The organism is Ruminococcus sp. RTP21484sp1_RTP21281st1_A8_RTP21281_210402 (assembly GCF_040914025.1).
GTDB lineage: Bacteria > Bacillota > Clostridia > Lachnospirales > Lachnospiraceae > Blautia_A > Blautia_A faecis.
Genome location: NZ_JBCPGE010000010.1, coordinates 53,374 through 69,573 on the forward strand (window position 1 = coordinate 53,374; position 16,200 = coordinate 69,573).

Here is a 16,200-nt window from a genome sequence, read left to right on the forward strand (position 1 = left end):
TGCATGATTTCTGTGCATCGCGAAGCGCGTTATTGTGAACGGAGTGAACAGTAACACATTACCAATGAACATCTTTAACGATCTTTTACGGCAATATCAGCTCCTCTACAGTCACGAATTCATATTCTTCTGCCATCAGAAGATCCACAATCTGAAGCGCTGCATCTACTGAGCTTTGGTAAGCATCATGCATCAGGATCACTGCCCCGTCTGACACTTCCGACCGCACAATTTTCATAATCGAATCTACATTTTTACTCTTCCAGTCCAAAGTATCCACATCCCAGAGTACAGGAAACATCTCCACATAAAAATCCAGATTTTTTCGCCACTCCCCATATGGCGGTCTTAACCATGCCGGGTACACACCTGTGATTTCAAAGATTTTCTGGTTGGTTGTCTCAATTTCTTCTTTTGCTGCCTCCTTTGAAATCTTATCCAGCTGTACATGATTATATGTATGATTCCCGATCAGATGACCTTCCTCCTGTATTTGCTTCACCAAGGCCTCTTTTCCCTCAATATTCTTCCCCATGAGAAAAAAAGTAGCATGGACCCCTCTCTCCTTCAGCCCTTTCAGAAGCAGCGGCGTATATTTACTGTTAGGACCGTCATCAAAAGTCAGAGCTGCTTTTTTCTTTTCCGTCACATTCTTTTCCAAAGTATCTTCCAGCTTCTTTTCTGACCTTCTATTCCTAGCCCCTATCACTTTGTCACTGACAGTTTTTTCCTCTCTTTTTCCGTACCCCTTCTGCGCACCTTCCTGTTCCCGCCCGGCACAGGCATATTCCTGCACTTCTTTTGCATTCTCCCGGATTCTCACAGTTTCCAGCCTTGCCAGCAGCACCGCCAACGCGATAAATTCTACCCACATCACCAGATGTCTTTTTTCCTTCATATCCCGCCGCCTGACATCTGTCTTTCCTGATAATATATGTTTATGAAATGTAAAAAAGAATCCTGCTTGCAGGATTCTCCGCCTGCGGCGGGTCGCCTCGAGCGACAACTACCTTTCCGCCGCAGTGCGATCCTGCCCGGTAGGGCTTTTAATGTAACAGGAAATCCAAACGGAATTTCCTGTTACATTAAAAAGCACTGGCAATCTCTTTCAAAATCACCAGTGCTCTTCCTTTTGTTTTCACATCATATGCTGCTATGTGACACAGCCTGTTATTATTTCAGCAGCTTCAGCTGATTTTCAATTTCTTCGATGCATTTCTCATATCCAAGCTTGCTGCTATCCAGACACAGGTCATACTGAGTGGCATCCTTCCATTCCTCACCTGTGAATCTGCGGTAATACTCATCCTTACGTTTGTCATCCTTCTGAAGGAATTTTTCGATCTCTTTCTGGCTCATGCTCAGCTTCTCAGCAGCCTTTTCCATTCGGAAATTCCAATCAGCGTGAATAAATACACGAAGCACATTTGGATAATCCTTCAAAATATAGTTGGAGCATCTTCCGATGATCACGCAGGACTCCTTCCCTGCCAGTTCACGGATGATCTTTGCCTGATAATTAAACAGGTTCTCATCAGAGGTGAAGTCCTTACTCTGAGGCGAGATCAGCTCACCGCTGTAAATTCCATTCTTCCCGAAAAGCGGTTTTTTTGCGCTGGAATACTCATCTACTCTTCCAAAAAGAGTTTCGTGAATTCCGCTGTCCTCAGATGCCATGCGGATAATATCCTTGTCGTAATATCCAATCCCTAATTTCTTCGCAAGCATTTCACCAACGGTACGTCCACCGCTTCCGTACTGTCTTGCAATTGTAATTACGAAATTGTCCATTTCTCTCCTCCTTATTACACTGGCCAGCTTCCTGAAGCGTTGTTTTTTCCATTCTTTCCGACAACAATAAAAATCACCTGACCAGATTATTTTCCCAAAGACCTTACTGTTCACGACCTGTCCAGTAACCGCTTCGTGATGCACCAGATTCCCGAAAGTTCTGTGAACTTTGTTCACAAAACGGACATGTCGCCTATCAGCTGTCAGATCTACAAATTTTATTCACCCAGGTAAGCCTTCTGTACCGCTTCATCGTTCAGCAGGTCGCTTGCATTTCCACTCATTGTGATCTTACCAGTCTCAAGAACGTATGCACGATCTGCGATAGAGAGGGCTTTCTTCGCATTCTGCTCTACAAGAAGTACCGTGGTACCACTTTCACTTACCACACGGATAATATCGAAGATCTCATTTACAAAGATTGGGGAAAGTCCCATGGATGGCTCATCCATTACGATCAGTCTGGGTTTACTCATAAGGGCACGCCCCATGGCAAGCATCTGCTGCTCACCACCAGAAAGTGTGCCGGCACGCTGTCCTTTACGCTCTTCCAGTCGCGGAAACCTTTTATAGACTCCTGCAAGGCTTTCCTGGATCTCAGCTTTATCTTTTCTCGTATAAGCACCCATGATCAGGTTCTCATATACACTTAAATCTGAAAAAACACGACGTCCCTCCGGAACATGTGCAATTCCCATTTCAACAATCTTATGGGCCGGAACCCTGGTAATATCTTTTCCTTCAAAAACAACGGAACCTTCTTTTGCTGAAAGAAGACCTGTAAGTGTCTGCAGTGTAGTGGTTTTTCCTGCACCATTGGCACCGATCAAAGCAATGACCTCGCCCTGGTTTACCTCAAAGGAGATTCCTTTTAATGCCTGGATTACACCATAATATACGTGTAAATCTTTTACTTCCAACATTGCCATTTCTTTTTCCTCCTTATTCGCCCAGATATGCAGTAACAACAGCAGGATCTTTCAGAACCTTTGCTGTCTCACCCTGACAAAGAACCTGTCCGAAGTTTAATACAGTCAGTTCCTCACAGATACCGCCAACCAGCTTCATATCGTGCTCAATCAGAAGGATCGTCATATTAAAATGATCTCTTACAAACCGAATGGTATCCATCAGCTCCTGAGTCTCATTGGGGTTCATACCGGCAGCCGGCTCATCCAGAAGGAGAAGCTTGGGATCTGTGGCAAGCGCTCTGGCAATTTCCAGCTTACGCTGTTTACCATAAGGAAGGTTTCCCGCAAGAAGACCAGCCTCCTGATCCAGATTAAACACCTTCAAGATCTCCATAGCGCGCTCGTTCATCTCTTTTTCTACTTTAAAATATTTGGGAAGTCTTAAGATTCCGGTTAAAGTAGAATATTTATAATGATTATGCAGACCAGCCTTTACATTGTCCAGTACGGTCATATCTTTAAAAAGTCGAATATTCTGGAATGTTCGTGCAATTCCAGCTTTATTAATATCGATAATACTTTTTCCGGTGATATCCTGCCCATCCAGCTTGATAATTCCCTCTGTTGGCTTATAAACACCTGTAAGAAGATTGAATACGGTTGTTTTTCCGGCACCGTTTGGTCCGATCAGGCCGTAAAGCTCGCCTTTTTCGATTTTCAGCTGAAAATTATCTACAGCATGAAGGCCGCCAAACTGTATGGAAAGATTATTTACCTCTAACATTGCCATAATTAAGCTGCCTCCTTTTCTTTCACGTGACCTTTGATTTTTTCAATAATACGGCTTCTGAAATCTCTAGCTGCAGGAGCCCAGTTGAAAAGCATCATTGTGATCATTACGATTGCATAAATCAGCATACGGTAGGTGGAGAATCCACGAAGCAGCTCGGGAAGTGCATAAAGCACAATCGTTGCCAGAATACTTCCGCGAAGATTTCCCATACCACCAAGAATTACATATACCAGAATGGTGATGGACATGTTGTAGTCAAAAATAGAAACCTTCAGCATGGAAAGGTTGTGGGCATAAAGTACACCTGCTACACCGGCAATTGCAGCGGAAATAGTAAATGCAAGCAGCTTATTCTTTGTTACGTTGATACCGATGGACTCAGCTGCAATACGGTTATCACGGGTAGATGTAATGGCACGTCCGCTTCTGGAGTTTACCAGATTCTGGATAATAAACAGAACGACCAGAACCAGAATCACACCGATCAGGAAGAAATAATCCTTAATATCTTTATATAAGGTTGCAGTACCGGAAACACCGAGAGCACCCTTGATGATCTGTTTTCCGCCTGGATCCAGCTTCAGGTTGGCTGCGCTTGTTGCAACGTGAAGCCCTTTATCATCCACACCAACATACAGAATATTGATCAGGTTCTTAATAATCTCACCAAATGCCAGGGTTACGATTGCCAGATAGTCTCCCCGAAGTCTCAGTACCGGGATACCGATTAGTACACCGAAGACAGCAGCCACGGCAGCACCTACCAGCAATGCAAGAATCAATCTTGGAACAGACGGAAGCACATCACTGGTAACATGGGAAAACAGAGCACTGGAATAGGCTCCAACGCACATAAATCCTGCGTGTCCAAGACTCAGCTCTCCGGAATAACCGACTACCAGATTCAGGGAAAGAGATGCGATAATGTACACACAGATGGGTACCAGAAGGCCGGTAAGCAGTCTGGACAGGTTTCCTGTGGAGGAAAGGATCTGTACCACAACGAAGATTGCGATTACCATGCCATATGTAATAAAATTGTTTTTTGTTGTTTTGTTCATATTTTTTTTCATATCGGCCACCTCATACTTTCTCCTGGATGTTCTTGCCGAACAGACCAGATGGTTTTACAAGCAGCACGATGATCAAAACTGCAAATACAATTGCATCTGCAACCTGAGAGGAAATATAGGCCTTACTGAAAATCTCAATAACACCAAGGAGAATTCCTCCAACCATTGCTCCTGGGATAGAACCTATTCCACCGAATACTGCCGCTACGAAAGCCTTGATACCAGGCATTGCGCCTGTATAAGGAGTCAGTGTAGGATATGCGGAGCAAAGAAGAAGTCCTGCAATTGCAGCAAGTCCGGAACCGATTGCAAAGGTAAGGGAAATGGTTGCATTTACGTTGACACCCATCAGCTGTGCGGCGTCACGGTCCTCGGAAACAGCCTGCATGGCACGCCCCGGTTTTGTTTTCTTTACAAAAAGCTGAAGACCAACCATAATCACAATACAGGCAAGGATTGTTACGATCGTAACACCTTTAATCGTAAGCTGTCCGCCAAACAGCTCCAGAGACGGAACATTGATAACCGGAACAAAGCTCTTTGCATCTGCGCCAAAAATTAAAAGCGCCAGGTTCTGAAGCAGATAGCTGACACCGATTGCAGTGATCAGAACTGCCAGATTCGATGAAGCCTTACGAAGAGGTCTGTATGCAACTGCCTCAATGACAACACCGGCAACAGTACAGATCACAACAGAAAGAATGATTGCCAGGATTGGTGACATACTGGCTTTGGTAACTGCGGTAAGAATTACAAATGCTCCAACCATGATAACATCACCATGTGCAAAGTTCAGCATTTTTGCAATACCATATACCATTGTATAGCCGAGAGCGATGATTGCATAGATACTGCCCAGGCTGATACCATCTTTTAAATAGGATATAAAACTCATAATGCACCTCTTAACTGGATTTATTACTGTAGATAGTAACTGATTTTTCTTTTTCACGAGCGTGTTTGAAAATTCATTCCCGGCTTTTCCCACTGTAAAGCTTCCTGTCACTTTCTGACACGAAAAAGCGGAAGTAAATTTTCAGACACGCTCCAGTTATTTACTATGAATGTCCCGGACGGCAGCTGACTTTCCTATATCATGATGTCGCCGACAGGCCACCTGTCCGTTTGTTGTATCAGACTGAAACAACAATCATTTCTGTAATTGCAAAGAAGGAGACGGACCCACAGGTAACCGTCTCCTCCTTGCTAACGGCCATCCCCTGCGCAATCAGGGAAATGGTTAAAGCCTCTGCCGTATGACCGGCACAATGGCTCTATTCTTATAATTACTCCATAGAAGCGTAAACGCCATCTTTGATCACATAAGCCTTAGGTGCTTTATCGCACTCACCGTCTTCTGTCCATTTAGCTTCTCCTGTAAGACCATCAAGAGTAATATTCAGCATGGAAGCAGACATTGCTGCACTGATGTCTTCATTTGACATATCTGGTGTGATGCCAGCATCATTTGCTGCTGCCTGCATAGCGTAAAGTACATCATATGTATCTGCAGCAAACTGATTTGGTGTCTCACCATTGTTTGCATCGCCATATGCTTTAACAAATTTTACAGTTGCCTCATCATCGCCTGTAGCAGAGAATGGTGTCAGAAGCATAACGCCTTCTGCAAGAGATTTATCAAAGTTCTCAACATTCAGGATTCCATCCATACCATCAACACCAAAAATCTTCATGTCAAGACCAAGGTCATGAGCCTGCTGAAGAATCAGAGCGTTGTCAGAATAGTAATTCGGAAGGAACAGGAGCTCAGCGCCACTGTCTTTGATCTTTCCAAGCTGTACGGAAAAGTCTGTGTTGTTATCTGTTGTGTATGCTTCATCAGCTACAACCTCAAGGCCGTAATCAGCGCAGGCTGCAACGAATGCATCATGTACACCTGAGTTGTAATCAGCCATGGAATCGTAGAGGGTAGCTACCTTCGTAGCAAGACCTTTCTCAGAAATATACTCAGCAGATTTCGTTCCCTGCATTGGGTCTGTAAAGCACATACGGAACTCATTGTCACCAGCGGTAATGCTGTCTACTGCTGTTGCAGACGGTGTGAAGAGGAATGTACTATCAGCTGCCTCTGCACCTACTGCGATACAAGCACCGGAGGTAACGGTACCGCAAAGCATCTGCATTCCTTTGTCAAGAAGGTCATTATAAGCGTTAACTGCTTTCTCCGGATCTCCCTGATCGTCGCCAGCGTCAAGGATCTCTACCTGATATCCATTGAATCCGCCGTTTGCATTGATCTCATCTGCTGCGATCTTAGCTGCATTATATACACCATTACCATACTGTGCATAATCTCCTGTCATAGGTCCGATGACACCAATCTTGAAGGTTTCCTCGCTCTCTGCAAATACAGATACAGGTGTTACTGTGGATACTGCCATTGCTGCGGCTGCAGTAATGCTGAGTACTTTTTTCAGATTTCTCATAATAAATCTCCTCCTTAATTTATGTAAGAGCTTCTGTCATCTCGCCTTTCATCGTGTCCAGGGCATGTCCGAAAAACATAGCATGCAGATTGCAGGAATGATTTTGAGAACAGGTTCTGCAACACTGGGATAGTATAAAAGCCCACTGGTGGTTTCCCAGCCGGCTTTGGCTTCCATAACTTCTTCTCTTTACTACTTTAATGTTATGATTATAGCATTCTGTTTTTTTGATTGCAATAGAAAATTTTATAGTTTTTTTAGAATTGCAAAAGAAATTTCCGTTACAATGACCAATTTTTTCTGTTTTTGTTATTTCTGCGACGTACAAACGTACGTTGCCTGGCATACTTTTATACTCATTTCATATTTTATATTATAGTCATATTGGAATGTGTTTGAAAAATCAATTCGGACAAAGCTTGCCGCAAAGTGAGGCGTTCAGATAGCAGGAATGATTTTTTTGCAGCTTTTAGGATAAAAAAAAGGAGATGGTCACCCATCTCCCGTTCAAATATCCTATTTATTTCAATTAAGCAATTGCTTTCTTAGCGATCTCAGCAAGTGCTGCGAATCCCTGAGCATCATTTACAGCCATCTCAGCAAGCATCTTTCTGTTGATGTCGATGTTTGCAACTTTAAGGCCGTGCATCATTTTGCTGTAGGATAATCCGTTCATTCTTGCAGCAGCGTTGATACGTGCGATCCAGAGCTGTCTGAACTGACGTTTCTTCTGCTTTCTTCCAGCGTAGGAGCTGGTAAGTGCACGCATAACAGACTGTTTTGCTACTCTATACTGTTTGGAACGAGCTCCTCTGTAGCCCTTTGCCAGTTTTAATACACGATTATGTTTCTTCTTTGCGTTTAATCCGCCTTTAATTCTTGCCATTTCTTATTTTCCTCCTGTTCGTCTTCTTCTATGCTATATCTTATAAATACGGTAATGCTTTCTTCATGCTCTTAACATTAGTAGAATCAACAACAGTAGCTTTTCTGAGATTTCTCTTTCTCTTCTGAGATTTCTTTGTTAAGATATGGCTCTTGTAAGCTTTATTTCTTACTAATTTTCCTGTTCCTGTTTTTTTGAAGCGCTTTGCTGCTGCTCTACAAGTTTTAATTTTTGGCATTGTAATTTCCTCCTTAATATCGTATCTATTTAATGTCCCTCATCCAGCCTGACACCCTCAGGGTGTCTCTCCAAATGAATGCAACATCCTAGTGTTTCTGTGCTAAAAACATTGTCATGCTTCTGCCTTCTACCTTAGGTGCCTTCTCAACTACAGCAATGTCCTTCAGCATATCGGCAAAATCATCCAGAACGTGCTTGCTGCTTGACATGTGTGCCATCTCTCTTCCGCGGAAACGAAGAGTAACCTTCACTCTGTCGCCCTTGGTAAGGAATTTGCGCGCTGCCCCAGCCTTTGTATTCAGGTCATTGGTATCAATATTTGGTGAAAGACGCACTTCTTTGACATCGATGGTCTTCTGCTTTTTCTTGGCTTCTTTCTCTTTTCTGGCAAGTTCGTAGCGATATTTACCATAATCAATGATCTTACATACCGGCGGCTTTGCCTGTGGGGCAATCTTTACTAAATCAAGCTCTGCCTCCTGAGCTTTGGCCATTGCTTCTCTTGCGGACATAATTCCGAGCTGCTCTCCGTCCGGTCCGATTAAGCGTACCTCTTTGTCTCTGATTTGTTCGTTAATCATTAAATTGCTAATTGTCGTGCACCTCCATACCTGATAGATGATCTGTTCTGATCCAGTTTTTAACTTCTGGACTCTCATTCCCCTTCGCAGGAAGAAATTCCTGCCTGATACCTGACGCCGCAAATATAAAAAAAGTGCGGACAGAATCCACACTTCTCCTATTACACTCGCGAACTAAGTCACGCGCTGCTGTGCAATATGAACCCGAGCCGCATCTAAGTATGCGCTGAGGTGAGAGTGAACTCTGCTTTCTTTTCATCACGTACTGTCGTATAATATCATGCCTTATTGTGAAAGTCAAGATGTTTTTTTATTTTTTCTAATAATTTTTTTCTTATAAATTTGTGCATATTTTTTGCAGGCACAGGAAAAACTAAGACTGCTGCAGCGGTTTAGTGCCCTCATGAAATACGGTCTGCTGAACAACTGCAAATGTTTGCAAAATCAAGCATACAAAATCAGGAGGTAAAAAACATGACAATTTTAAAATGTTCCGCAACAACCTGTGCTTACAATGAAGATATGCTTTGTTCCAGAGGGGAAATCAACGTCATGGGTGACAGTGCAAAAAGTTCTGAAGAAACATCCTGCGGAAGCTTCCGGGAAAAGAGCCAGGGTGCCATGAACAGTGCCAAAAACAGCTGTGGATGTGAGACCATCCAGATTGACTGCAAAGCCCACAACTGTACCTATAACGAAAACTGTAAATGTACCGCAGCTGCTATTGATGTAGCCGGAAGCGGTGCAAAAGTATGTTCTGAAACAAAATGCGATACCTTTGAATGCCAGTGCTAGAGCGTGTTTGAAAGAGGCTTTCTGCAAAAATTTTTCAAACAGGTTCCAGAAAATAGCCGCAAATTCAAAAACAGCCCCCGCACAAATGTGCGAGGGCCTTTTAATTTCCATTCATTATCTGTTTCTTAAGAAATCCGGGATCTGGATATCTTTCTTCTGAACAGTGCTGGATGGTGTCTTCGCTGTGAATGGTGTAGCATTCATAGTCGGCATGCTGAAAGACGGCATGTTCAGATTCACACCAGCAGACGCTGTAGTGGAAGCAGGTCTCTTATTGGCAAATACAGAGTTGCTTGCCTTATTTCCAAATGGATTGGATGCCTGTGCATTATCAGAAAGGCCTGTAGCAATAACAGTGATTCTCGCATAATCAGCAACAGAATCATCATACATAGCACCAAAGATGATATTTGCATCTTCACCTGTAAGCTCCTGTACATAGCTTGCAGCATCATTTGCGTCCATAAGGGAAATATCACCGGAAATGTTGATGATAACGTGTGTAGCACCCTTGATGGTAGTCTCAAGAAGCGGAGAGGATACAGCCTGCTGTACAGCCTCCATAGCCTTGTCATCGCCTCTTGCCTCACCGATACCAATGTGTGCAATACCTTTATCTGTCATAACAGTCTGAACATCAGCAAAGTCAAGGTTGATAAGAGCCGGCAGATTAATCAGATCTGTGATGCCCTGAACTGCCTGCTGCAGAACCTCGTCTGCTTTACGAAGTGCTTCCGGCATAGTTGTGCGGCGATCTACAATCTCCAGTAATTTGTCATTCGGAATTACAATTAATGTATCAACAGCCTTCTTCAGGTTCTCAATACCTGCAAGTGCGTTGTTCATACGTGTCTTAGCTTCAAAACGGAAAGGTTTGGTCACAACACCTACAGTGAGGATCCCCATTTCCTTAGCTGCTGCTGCGATAACCGGTGCAGCACCTGTACCAGTTCCACCGCCCATACCGCAGGTAACAAATACCATGTCAGCACCTTCGATGATCTGTTTTACTTCCTCAATGCTCTCTTCTGCTGCTTTCTGTCCAACCTCAGGCTGTGCTCCTGCACCAAGACCTTTGGTAATTTTCTCACCGATCTGAAGTACAGTTGGAGCTTTACACAGAGTCAGAGCCTGCTTATCTGTATTCACTCCTACAAACTCTACCCCGCCGATGGCTTCTTCAACCATTCTGTTAACTGCGTTATTTCCGGCGCCGCCTACTCCGATTACAATAATCTTAGCAGAGGATTCCGCCTCATTTGACATTATCTCTAACAATGTACTTCCTCCTTTATTTCTACCTTATATCCTTTATCTTTAATTTCAGCAAATATATATACCAAGCTGCATATAGCTATATCATATATTTTTTTTGTGAATTTATCAACCACTAATTTTGTTTTTTTATACTTTTTTCGCGAAATACGCGATATTTTCCTCAGAGTGTGTTTGAAAAAGGCTTTCTGCAAAATGTGCATCACATTTACAGGAGATTTTCAGACACTCTCTAATATTCCTCATCGTACCCGTCATAACCGCTGTTATTATAGTCTTCGCTGTAGTCCTCACTGTAATCTTCAAGCTCCTCTTCGCTTCCATCTTCACTGGTTTCATTGGGATTGGGACCTACATAATTTCCATCTTTATCCAGCTGCCCATAACCGGTATAGCTTCCATCTTCCATATATCCGCCAAGCCAGCTGCCATTTGCAGCAATACTCTCCTCAGTAGGTCTGGAGCCTACATAGTTTCCGTTCTGGTCATATTCCCCTTCACCGGTATAGTCACCCTCCAGGTCATACCCTCCATGCCAGTTAGCCACTGCATTCTCGTAAGCAGCCGCAGTATCCACATCCTCAATCACGCCATCTTCGCCCAGATCCTGCTCGAAGGTAATCGTCTTGGAATTGTCATTTACATTTTCCAGATGAAGGATTCCCTTTTTGCCAGAAAGCTTGGGCAAAATTGCGTTGACACGTGTCATCTTGTCCTCAAGATACTCGTCCTTTCCCAGCATCACCCGGATATCTCCATAAGTCAAGGTAATCTGATAACTGGTGTCAAATTCAATATGATCCGGTATGGCATCGTTCTTCTGGAAAATAGTTGACAGCGCCACCGCAGTGGTAAGCACCGAGTTTCCTTTAATTGGAAGCTTCTCCCCTTCGATCACATGGCTTACTTCAATGCCGTCAAAAAAAGGCACCAGTTCATCCCTTGTATGGGAACTTTCAATAAAAATACCGTTTCTGTCAAAATAAATATAGCTATCCAGATAAGGAATGCAGCCTACCGCCTTCTTTTCCCGGACACTGATGCAGATACTGTTATGAGAAAGCCTGGTAATATAAAAGCCTTCCACAAAAGGCACACCCTCTACGTCCACCCTGGAATGGAGCAAAACTGCAAGAACGGAATTATCCGTAAAAACCCCCTGCAAAGCCATCTCCTTCACCTGTTCATCCGTGTAACGAGAGGTTCCCATTACCTCCACCTTTGTCACATGAAAATAGGAAAAGAAAAAGACAAGTCCTGCCAGCAGAACTGCCCCCAGGGTACCCAGAATCGCTTTCTTATGTTTTCTATAGATCAACTTCATTTTCAGTAATTTCATATATTGTTATTCCTGTATCCTTTTTACTGCTGCTCCCAGCGCATTAAGATCCTGGCAAATATGCTCATACCCCCGCTGTACAAAAGAATATCCTTCCAGTACGGTAACTCCCTTAGCCCCAAGTGCTGCCAGGATCAGGGACGCACCGCCTCTTAATTCCTGCGCCTGCACAGCTGCTCCATGTAAAGTCTTTACACCGCAGATTACAGCCTCATTTCCCTGTACGCGGATCCTGGCTCCCATTTTCCGCAACTGGTCAGCTGCTTTATAACGGTCTTCAAAAACCATTTCACGAATGCAACTTTCCCCCTCTATGGTGGAAAGAACTGCCATTACGGGAGACTGCAGATCTGTTGGAAATCCTGGATAAACACCCGTTTCCAGCAGTTTAACAGGGCTTTGAACATTTTTTCCATTGACTAATAGTTTACCACTGTTACCTTTATATTGTCCACCCATTTTCCTATATACTTCCAGAAAGGCCTTCAGTTCTCCTTCCGGAGGGTTTTCAAGAACGATCTGGCTTCTGGTTATAGCTGCCGCACAGATATAGGTTCCTGACACAATGCGGTCTGGCGGCACCTGAATGCACCCGGCACTTAGGCTTTTAACTCCCTGGATTCTTATTTCAGAAGTTCCATCCCCCTGTATTTTTGCTCCCATGGAACGCATATACCTGCAAAGCCACTGTATTTCCGGCTCACAGGCACAATTTTCCAATACAGTCTCTCCCTCTGCAAGCACGGCTCCTAAAATGCCCTGCTGGGTAGCTCCCACACTTCTTTTTGAAAAAGAAACCAATGCCCCTTGCAGATGAGGTGCTTCTGCCATCAAAACTCCCTGTTCCTCTGTGACCACTGCGCCAAGCTTCCGAAGCACAAAAAGATGCATATCAATAGGTCTTTTCCCGATCACGCACCCACCTGGATAGCCAAGGCTTCCTTTCCCATTTCTTGCGAGAAGCGCTCCAAGAAGAATCACGGAAGACCGCATCCTCCCTGTAAATTCAAAAGGAACTGACCATTTACCGGCATTTTCGCAGTCCATATACAGATCATGGTCTTCCCACCAGGTCACTGCCCCAAGCTTCTGAAGAATTTCCTCCATACAAAAAACATCCGCGATCCGCGGACAGCCTTTGAGCACACTGACTCCCCGATGTAAAAGAGACGCCGCCATCATAGGAAGCGCTGCATTTTTTGAGCCCTGTATCCGAATACTTCCCTTCAGCTGGTGTCCTCCCTCAATGTAAATCCGGTCATTCAAGCCATTCACTCCTAAAGGGCCTCTTACCTTTTATTGTATGCGAATATTTCTGACTGGTGATAAAATTTCATTTTCTGCTTACGCTCAAAGCCAGCCCCATCTCGCCCAGAAGAAACACCACTGAGGTTCCGCCATAGCTGATAAAGGGAAGCGTGATTCCTGTATTTGGAATGGTGTTTGTCACCACCGCAATATTCAGGATCACCTGAATGGCCATATGGCTCATAATGCCAACGCATAAAAGTGTTCCCTGCAGTTCCCGGCAGTGAAGGGCAATCACCATCAGTCTCCACATAAGAAGCCCAAATATGCCAATGAGAAAAAAAGCTCCGGTCAGTCCCAGTTCTTCGCAGATAATGGAAAAGATCATATCATTCTGGGCTTCCGGCACAAATCCCAGTTTCTGCAGGCTGCTGCCAAATCCTCTTCCGAAAAGCCCGCCGCTTCCAATAGCATAAAGTCCCTGAATGGTCTGAAAACCCTTTTCATACTTCTCCGGATTCCGCCATATGGCAAGCCTTTCCAGACGGTAGCTCTCTGCTGCCAGAAACACTGCGATCACTGCTGCACCAGTCACTCCCATTCCAACAAATCTGGCATATCCCGGATCTGATATAAAAATCAGGATTACACCGATTCCAAGGATTATGATTGCCGTACTTAGGTTATTGGAGCCTACCAGTCCTACAATTGGAAGAAGTGTCAGCATTGTCCTGCACATAAACCAGAAGCCAGCTGTAGTCTTTTTGCTTCCCTGGATCTGCCAGGTGAGAAAAAGGATCACTGCTGCTTTTGCAAATTCCGAAGGCTGAAAAGACAACGGTCCAAAATTCAGCCACCTTCTGGAGCCATTGATTTCCTGTCCTACAAATAAAACTGCTGTAGAAAGTCCCATAGATAAGAGATAAGCAGCCGGTGCCAGCCGAACAAAGAATCTGTAATCTGTCTCTGCTACTATGTACATGGTCATAAGGCCCAGAGCTGTTGCAAAAAGCTGCTTTTTAAAATAATAGGCAGAGTCGCCGAAACGTACTCTGCCATTATATTCACTGATGGAAAACAGCATGACCAGTCCGAATACTGCCAGAAGCAGCACAAGGATCAGTAAGACCGTGTCTGTTTTCGTTTCTTTCTTTCGCTCCCGGATCATAGAGATCTGCTCCTGACGTCCCATGCCTTGGTTAAAGCATATGCCAGATCCGGGTATTCTATGAAATAAATCATAAGTTTCTGTACCTGCCGCCAATCACATTCTATGGCTACGACAACCGAGTTCGAGTGAAATATACTGCAAAACGGAACGTGCAGATTACAGGAATGATTTTTCAAACAAGCTCCAGAGCATGCCTCCAAAAGGCTTTCTTCAAGATGTACGCTGCAATTTGCGGTATATTACAGTGCTCTCACATACTCCTTAAACATCTGGCCTCTCTGCTCATAATTGTCAAACTGACCCCAGCTTGCGCATGCAGGAGATAAAAGGACCGCGTCCCCGGCGTTTGCCTTATCCGCACACACCTGCACAGCTTCTTTCAGATCCTCACAGAGAATAACATCATGAAAGCCATTCTTCTCAGCCGCAGCCTTAATTTTCTCTTTCGTCTGACCAATAAGTACCAGATACCTTACTTTGCCGTCAAATGCCTGGATCCACTCATCATAGCTGGATTCCTTATCATATCCGCCGCCGATCAGAAGAGTCGGACGGTTCATTGCCTGAATTCCCTTAATAGCCGCATCCGGGTTGGTTCCCTTTGAATCGTTATAATATGCCACACCGTTTTTCTCAGTTACATACTCAATTCTGTGCTCCACGGCTGTAAACTCACAGATACTCCTACGGATGCTATCCATATCAACACCTGTGTAGTAAGCCATGGCCACTGCTGCCATTACATTCTCAAAATTGTGCGTACCAAGAAGCTTCAGTTCCCCTGTTCTCACAACCGGAATCTCCTCTTTCTCTGTACGAAGAATAATCTGGTCTCCTCTCAGGAAAATACCCTGTTCAAGTTCTCTTGCACTGGAAAAATATACAGCCTTTGGCACAATGCTTTTGCCAAATTCACGAAGGATTTCATCCTCATAATTCAGCACACATACATCCTCCGGACCCTGGTTGCTTGTGATCAGCTCTTTCACGCGGATATACTCAGCCATTGTATGATGACGGTTCAGATGATCCTCTGTGATATTCAAAATGGCGCTTACCCTTGGAGCAAATTTCCAGATAGTCTCAAGCTGGAAGCTGCTGATCTCTGCAACCGTGACCGTCTCATCTGTCATCTCCAGTGACTTGGAAGTATACGGAGTTCCAATATTTCCAACAACAAATACAGATGGGCGTGCATCTGACATGATTTTCCCAAGAAGGGCTGTTGTTGTAGTTTTTCCGTTTGTTCCGGTAATTGCAAGAACTTCACCCTTTCCAGTCTGATAAGCCAGTTCAACCTCGCCCCACACAGGAAGTCCCTGATCATAAAAACCTTTTACAATTGGAAGATCTGTGGGAACTCCAGGACTTAATACCACAAGATCCAGGCTTTCCTTAACTTCTTTCGGCAGCTCTCCTGCATAGATGGGAAGTTCATAATTCCCACCGATTTTATGTAATACGCTTTCTTTATCCAGATCTGCGTTTCCATCGTAGAGAACCGGGCAGGCACCAACTGCATTCAGAAGATCAGCTGCGCCGATACCGCTTTTTCCAGCTCCGAAAACCAGAACTTTTTTTCCTTTTAATTCCATGATTTATTTCCTCCTTAATGCCTTGCAATGGATGCCCCGGAATTCTCCCTTTTCA

Annotated in this window: 19 protein-coding genes; 2 read left to right on the forward strand and 17 right to left on the reverse strand. The window is 44.2% G+C overall.

Annotated features, from left to right (window positions below; genetic code table 11):
• Positions 1-85: 85 nt before the first annotated feature.
• The 10 genes from AB5170_RS06740 to infC all read right to left on the reverse strand — a co-directional run bounded on the left by AB5170_RS06740 (position 86) and on the right by infC (position 8,722).
• Positions 86-898 (reverse strand): polysaccharide deacetylase family protein, encoded by an 813-nt coding sequence (locus AB5170_RS06740; protein ID WP_226841004.1) that lies wholly within the window; start codon positions 896-898, stop codon positions 86-88.
• Positions 899-1,173: 275 nt separating this feature from the next.
• Complete coding sequence (locus AB5170_RS06745; protein WP_148461142.1) at positions 1,174-1,791, reverse strand: AAA family ATPase; 618 nt, start codon at positions 1,789-1,791, stop codon at positions 1,174-1,176.
• Between the two features lie 218 nt (positions 1,792-2,009).
• Positions 2,010-2,720, reverse strand: coding sequence for an ABC transporter ATP-binding protein (locus tag AB5170_RS06750; protein ID WP_118578210.1), 711 nt, complete (start codon positions 2,718-2,720; stop codon positions 2,010-2,012).
• 13 nt (positions 2,721-2,733) lie between these two features.
• A complete protein-coding gene (locus AB5170_RS06755; protein WP_148461141.1) occupies positions 2,734-3,492 on the reverse strand; it encodes an ABC transporter ATP-binding protein in 759 nt (252 codons plus the stop codon).
• A 2-nt stretch (positions 3,493-3,494) separates the two neighbouring features.
• A complete protein-coding gene (locus AB5170_RS06760) occupies positions 3,495-4,568 on the reverse strand; it encodes a branched-chain amino acid ABC transporter permease (RefSeq protein WP_118578244.1) in 1,074 nt (357 codons plus the stop codon).
• Between the two features lie 10 nt (positions 4,569-4,578).
• Positions 4,579-5,463 carry a branched-chain amino acid ABC transporter permease gene (locus AB5170_RS06765; RefSeq protein ID WP_118578208.1) on the reverse strand — a complete coding sequence of 295 codons (885 nt, stop codon included), beginning with the start codon at positions 5,461-5,463 and terminating at the stop codon, positions 4,579-4,581.
• 391 nt (positions 5,464-5,854) lie between these two features.
• On the reverse strand, positions 5,855-7,015 hold the full coding sequence (locus tag AB5170_RS06770; RefSeq protein WP_118578207.1) for an ABC transporter substrate-binding protein: 1,161 nt from the start codon (positions 7,013-7,015) through the stop codon (positions 5,855-5,857).
• Positions 7,016-7,544: 529 nt separating this feature from the next.
• Entirely contained in the window at positions 7,545-7,901 is a 357-nt protein-coding gene (gene rplT / locus AB5170_RS06775; protein WP_117850812.1) for a 50S ribosomal protein L20, read from the reverse strand.
• A 40-nt stretch (positions 7,902-7,941) separates the two neighbouring features.
• A complete protein-coding gene (rpmI, locus tag AB5170_RS06780; protein WP_117850817.1) occupies positions 7,942-8,139 on the reverse strand; it encodes a 50S ribosomal protein L35 in 198 nt (65 codons plus the stop codon).
• 88 nt (positions 8,140-8,227) lie between these two features.
• The gene (gene infC, locus AB5170_RS06785) at positions 8,228-8,722 is read right to left on the reverse strand and encodes a translation initiation factor IF-3 (protein ID WP_118578206.1); all 495 of its coding nucleotides are present in this window, start codon (positions 8,720-8,722) and stop codon (positions 8,228-8,230) included.
• Between the two features lie 474 nt (positions 8,723-9,196).
• On the opposite strand from infC, the gene AB5170_RS06790 reads away from it, so the two are divergent.
• Positions 9,197-9,517 (forward strand): DUF1540 domain-containing protein, encoded by a 321-nt coding sequence (locus AB5170_RS06790; RefSeq protein WP_173718142.1) that lies wholly within the window; start codon positions 9,197-9,199, stop codon positions 9,515-9,517.
• Positions 9,518-9,631: 114 nt separating this feature from the next.
• Here AB5170_RS06790 and ftsZ read toward each other — a convergent pair whose 3' ends face one another.
• The 6 genes from ftsZ to AB5170_RS06820 all read right to left on the reverse strand — a co-directional run bounded on the left by ftsZ (position 9,632) and on the right by AB5170_RS06820 (position 14,726).
• Positions 9,632-10,795 carry a cell division protein FtsZ gene (ftsZ, locus tag AB5170_RS06795; protein ID WP_330382736.1) on the reverse strand — a complete coding sequence of 388 codons (1,164 nt, stop codon included), beginning with the start codon at positions 10,793-10,795 and terminating at the stop codon, positions 9,632-9,634.
• A gap of 126 nt (positions 10,796-10,921) precedes the next feature.
• Positions 10,922-11,116 (reverse strand): DUF6783 domain-containing protein, encoded by a 195-nt coding sequence (locus AB5170_RS06800; RefSeq protein WP_368361298.1) that lies wholly within the window; start codon positions 11,114-11,116, stop codon positions 10,922-10,924.
• Positions 11,025-12,131, reverse strand: coding sequence for a cell division protein FtsQ/DivIB (locus tag AB5170_RS06805; protein WP_368361299.1), 1,107 nt, complete (start codon positions 12,129-12,131; stop codon positions 11,025-11,027). Before AB5170_RS06805 ends, AB5170_RS06800 begins: the two co-directional genes overlap by 92 nt.
• Before the next feature lie 6 nt (positions 12,132-12,137).
• Positions 12,138-13,406 (reverse strand): UDP-N-acetylglucosamine 1-carboxyvinyltransferase, encoded by a 1,269-nt coding sequence (gene murA / locus AB5170_RS06810; RefSeq protein WP_118578203.1) that lies wholly within the window; start codon positions 13,404-13,406, stop codon positions 12,138-12,140.
• A 58-nt stretch (positions 13,407-13,464) separates the two neighbouring features.
• A complete protein-coding gene (locus AB5170_RS06815) occupies positions 13,465-14,547 on the reverse strand; it encodes an FtsW/RodA/SpoVE family cell cycle protein (RefSeq protein WP_118578202.1) in 1,083 nt (360 codons plus the stop codon).
• Positions 14,544-14,726, reverse strand: coding sequence for a DUF6783 domain-containing protein (locus AB5170_RS06820; protein ID WP_368356764.1), 183 nt, complete (start codon positions 14,724-14,726; stop codon positions 14,544-14,546). The genes AB5170_RS06815 and AB5170_RS06820 overlap by 4 nt, the downstream gene beginning before the upstream one ends.
• Between AB5170_RS06820 and AB5170_RS06825 the strand changes: the two genes are divergently transcribed.
• Positions 14,643-14,876, forward strand: coding sequence for a DUF6783 domain-containing protein (locus AB5170_RS06825; RefSeq protein ID WP_347708922.1), 234 nt, complete (start codon positions 14,643-14,645; stop codon positions 14,874-14,876). The genes AB5170_RS06820 and AB5170_RS06825 overlap by 84 nt on opposite strands.
• On the opposite strand, the gene murD is transcribed toward AB5170_RS06825, so the two are convergent.
• Entirely contained in the window at positions 14,790-16,145 is a 1,356-nt protein-coding gene (gene murD, locus AB5170_RS06830) for a UDP-N-acetylmuramoyl-L-alanine--D-glutamate ligase (protein WP_368361300.1), read from the reverse strand. The two genes, AB5170_RS06825 and murD, sit on opposite strands and share 87 nt — an antisense overlap.
• Positions 16,146-16,200: the final 55 nt, after the last annotated feature.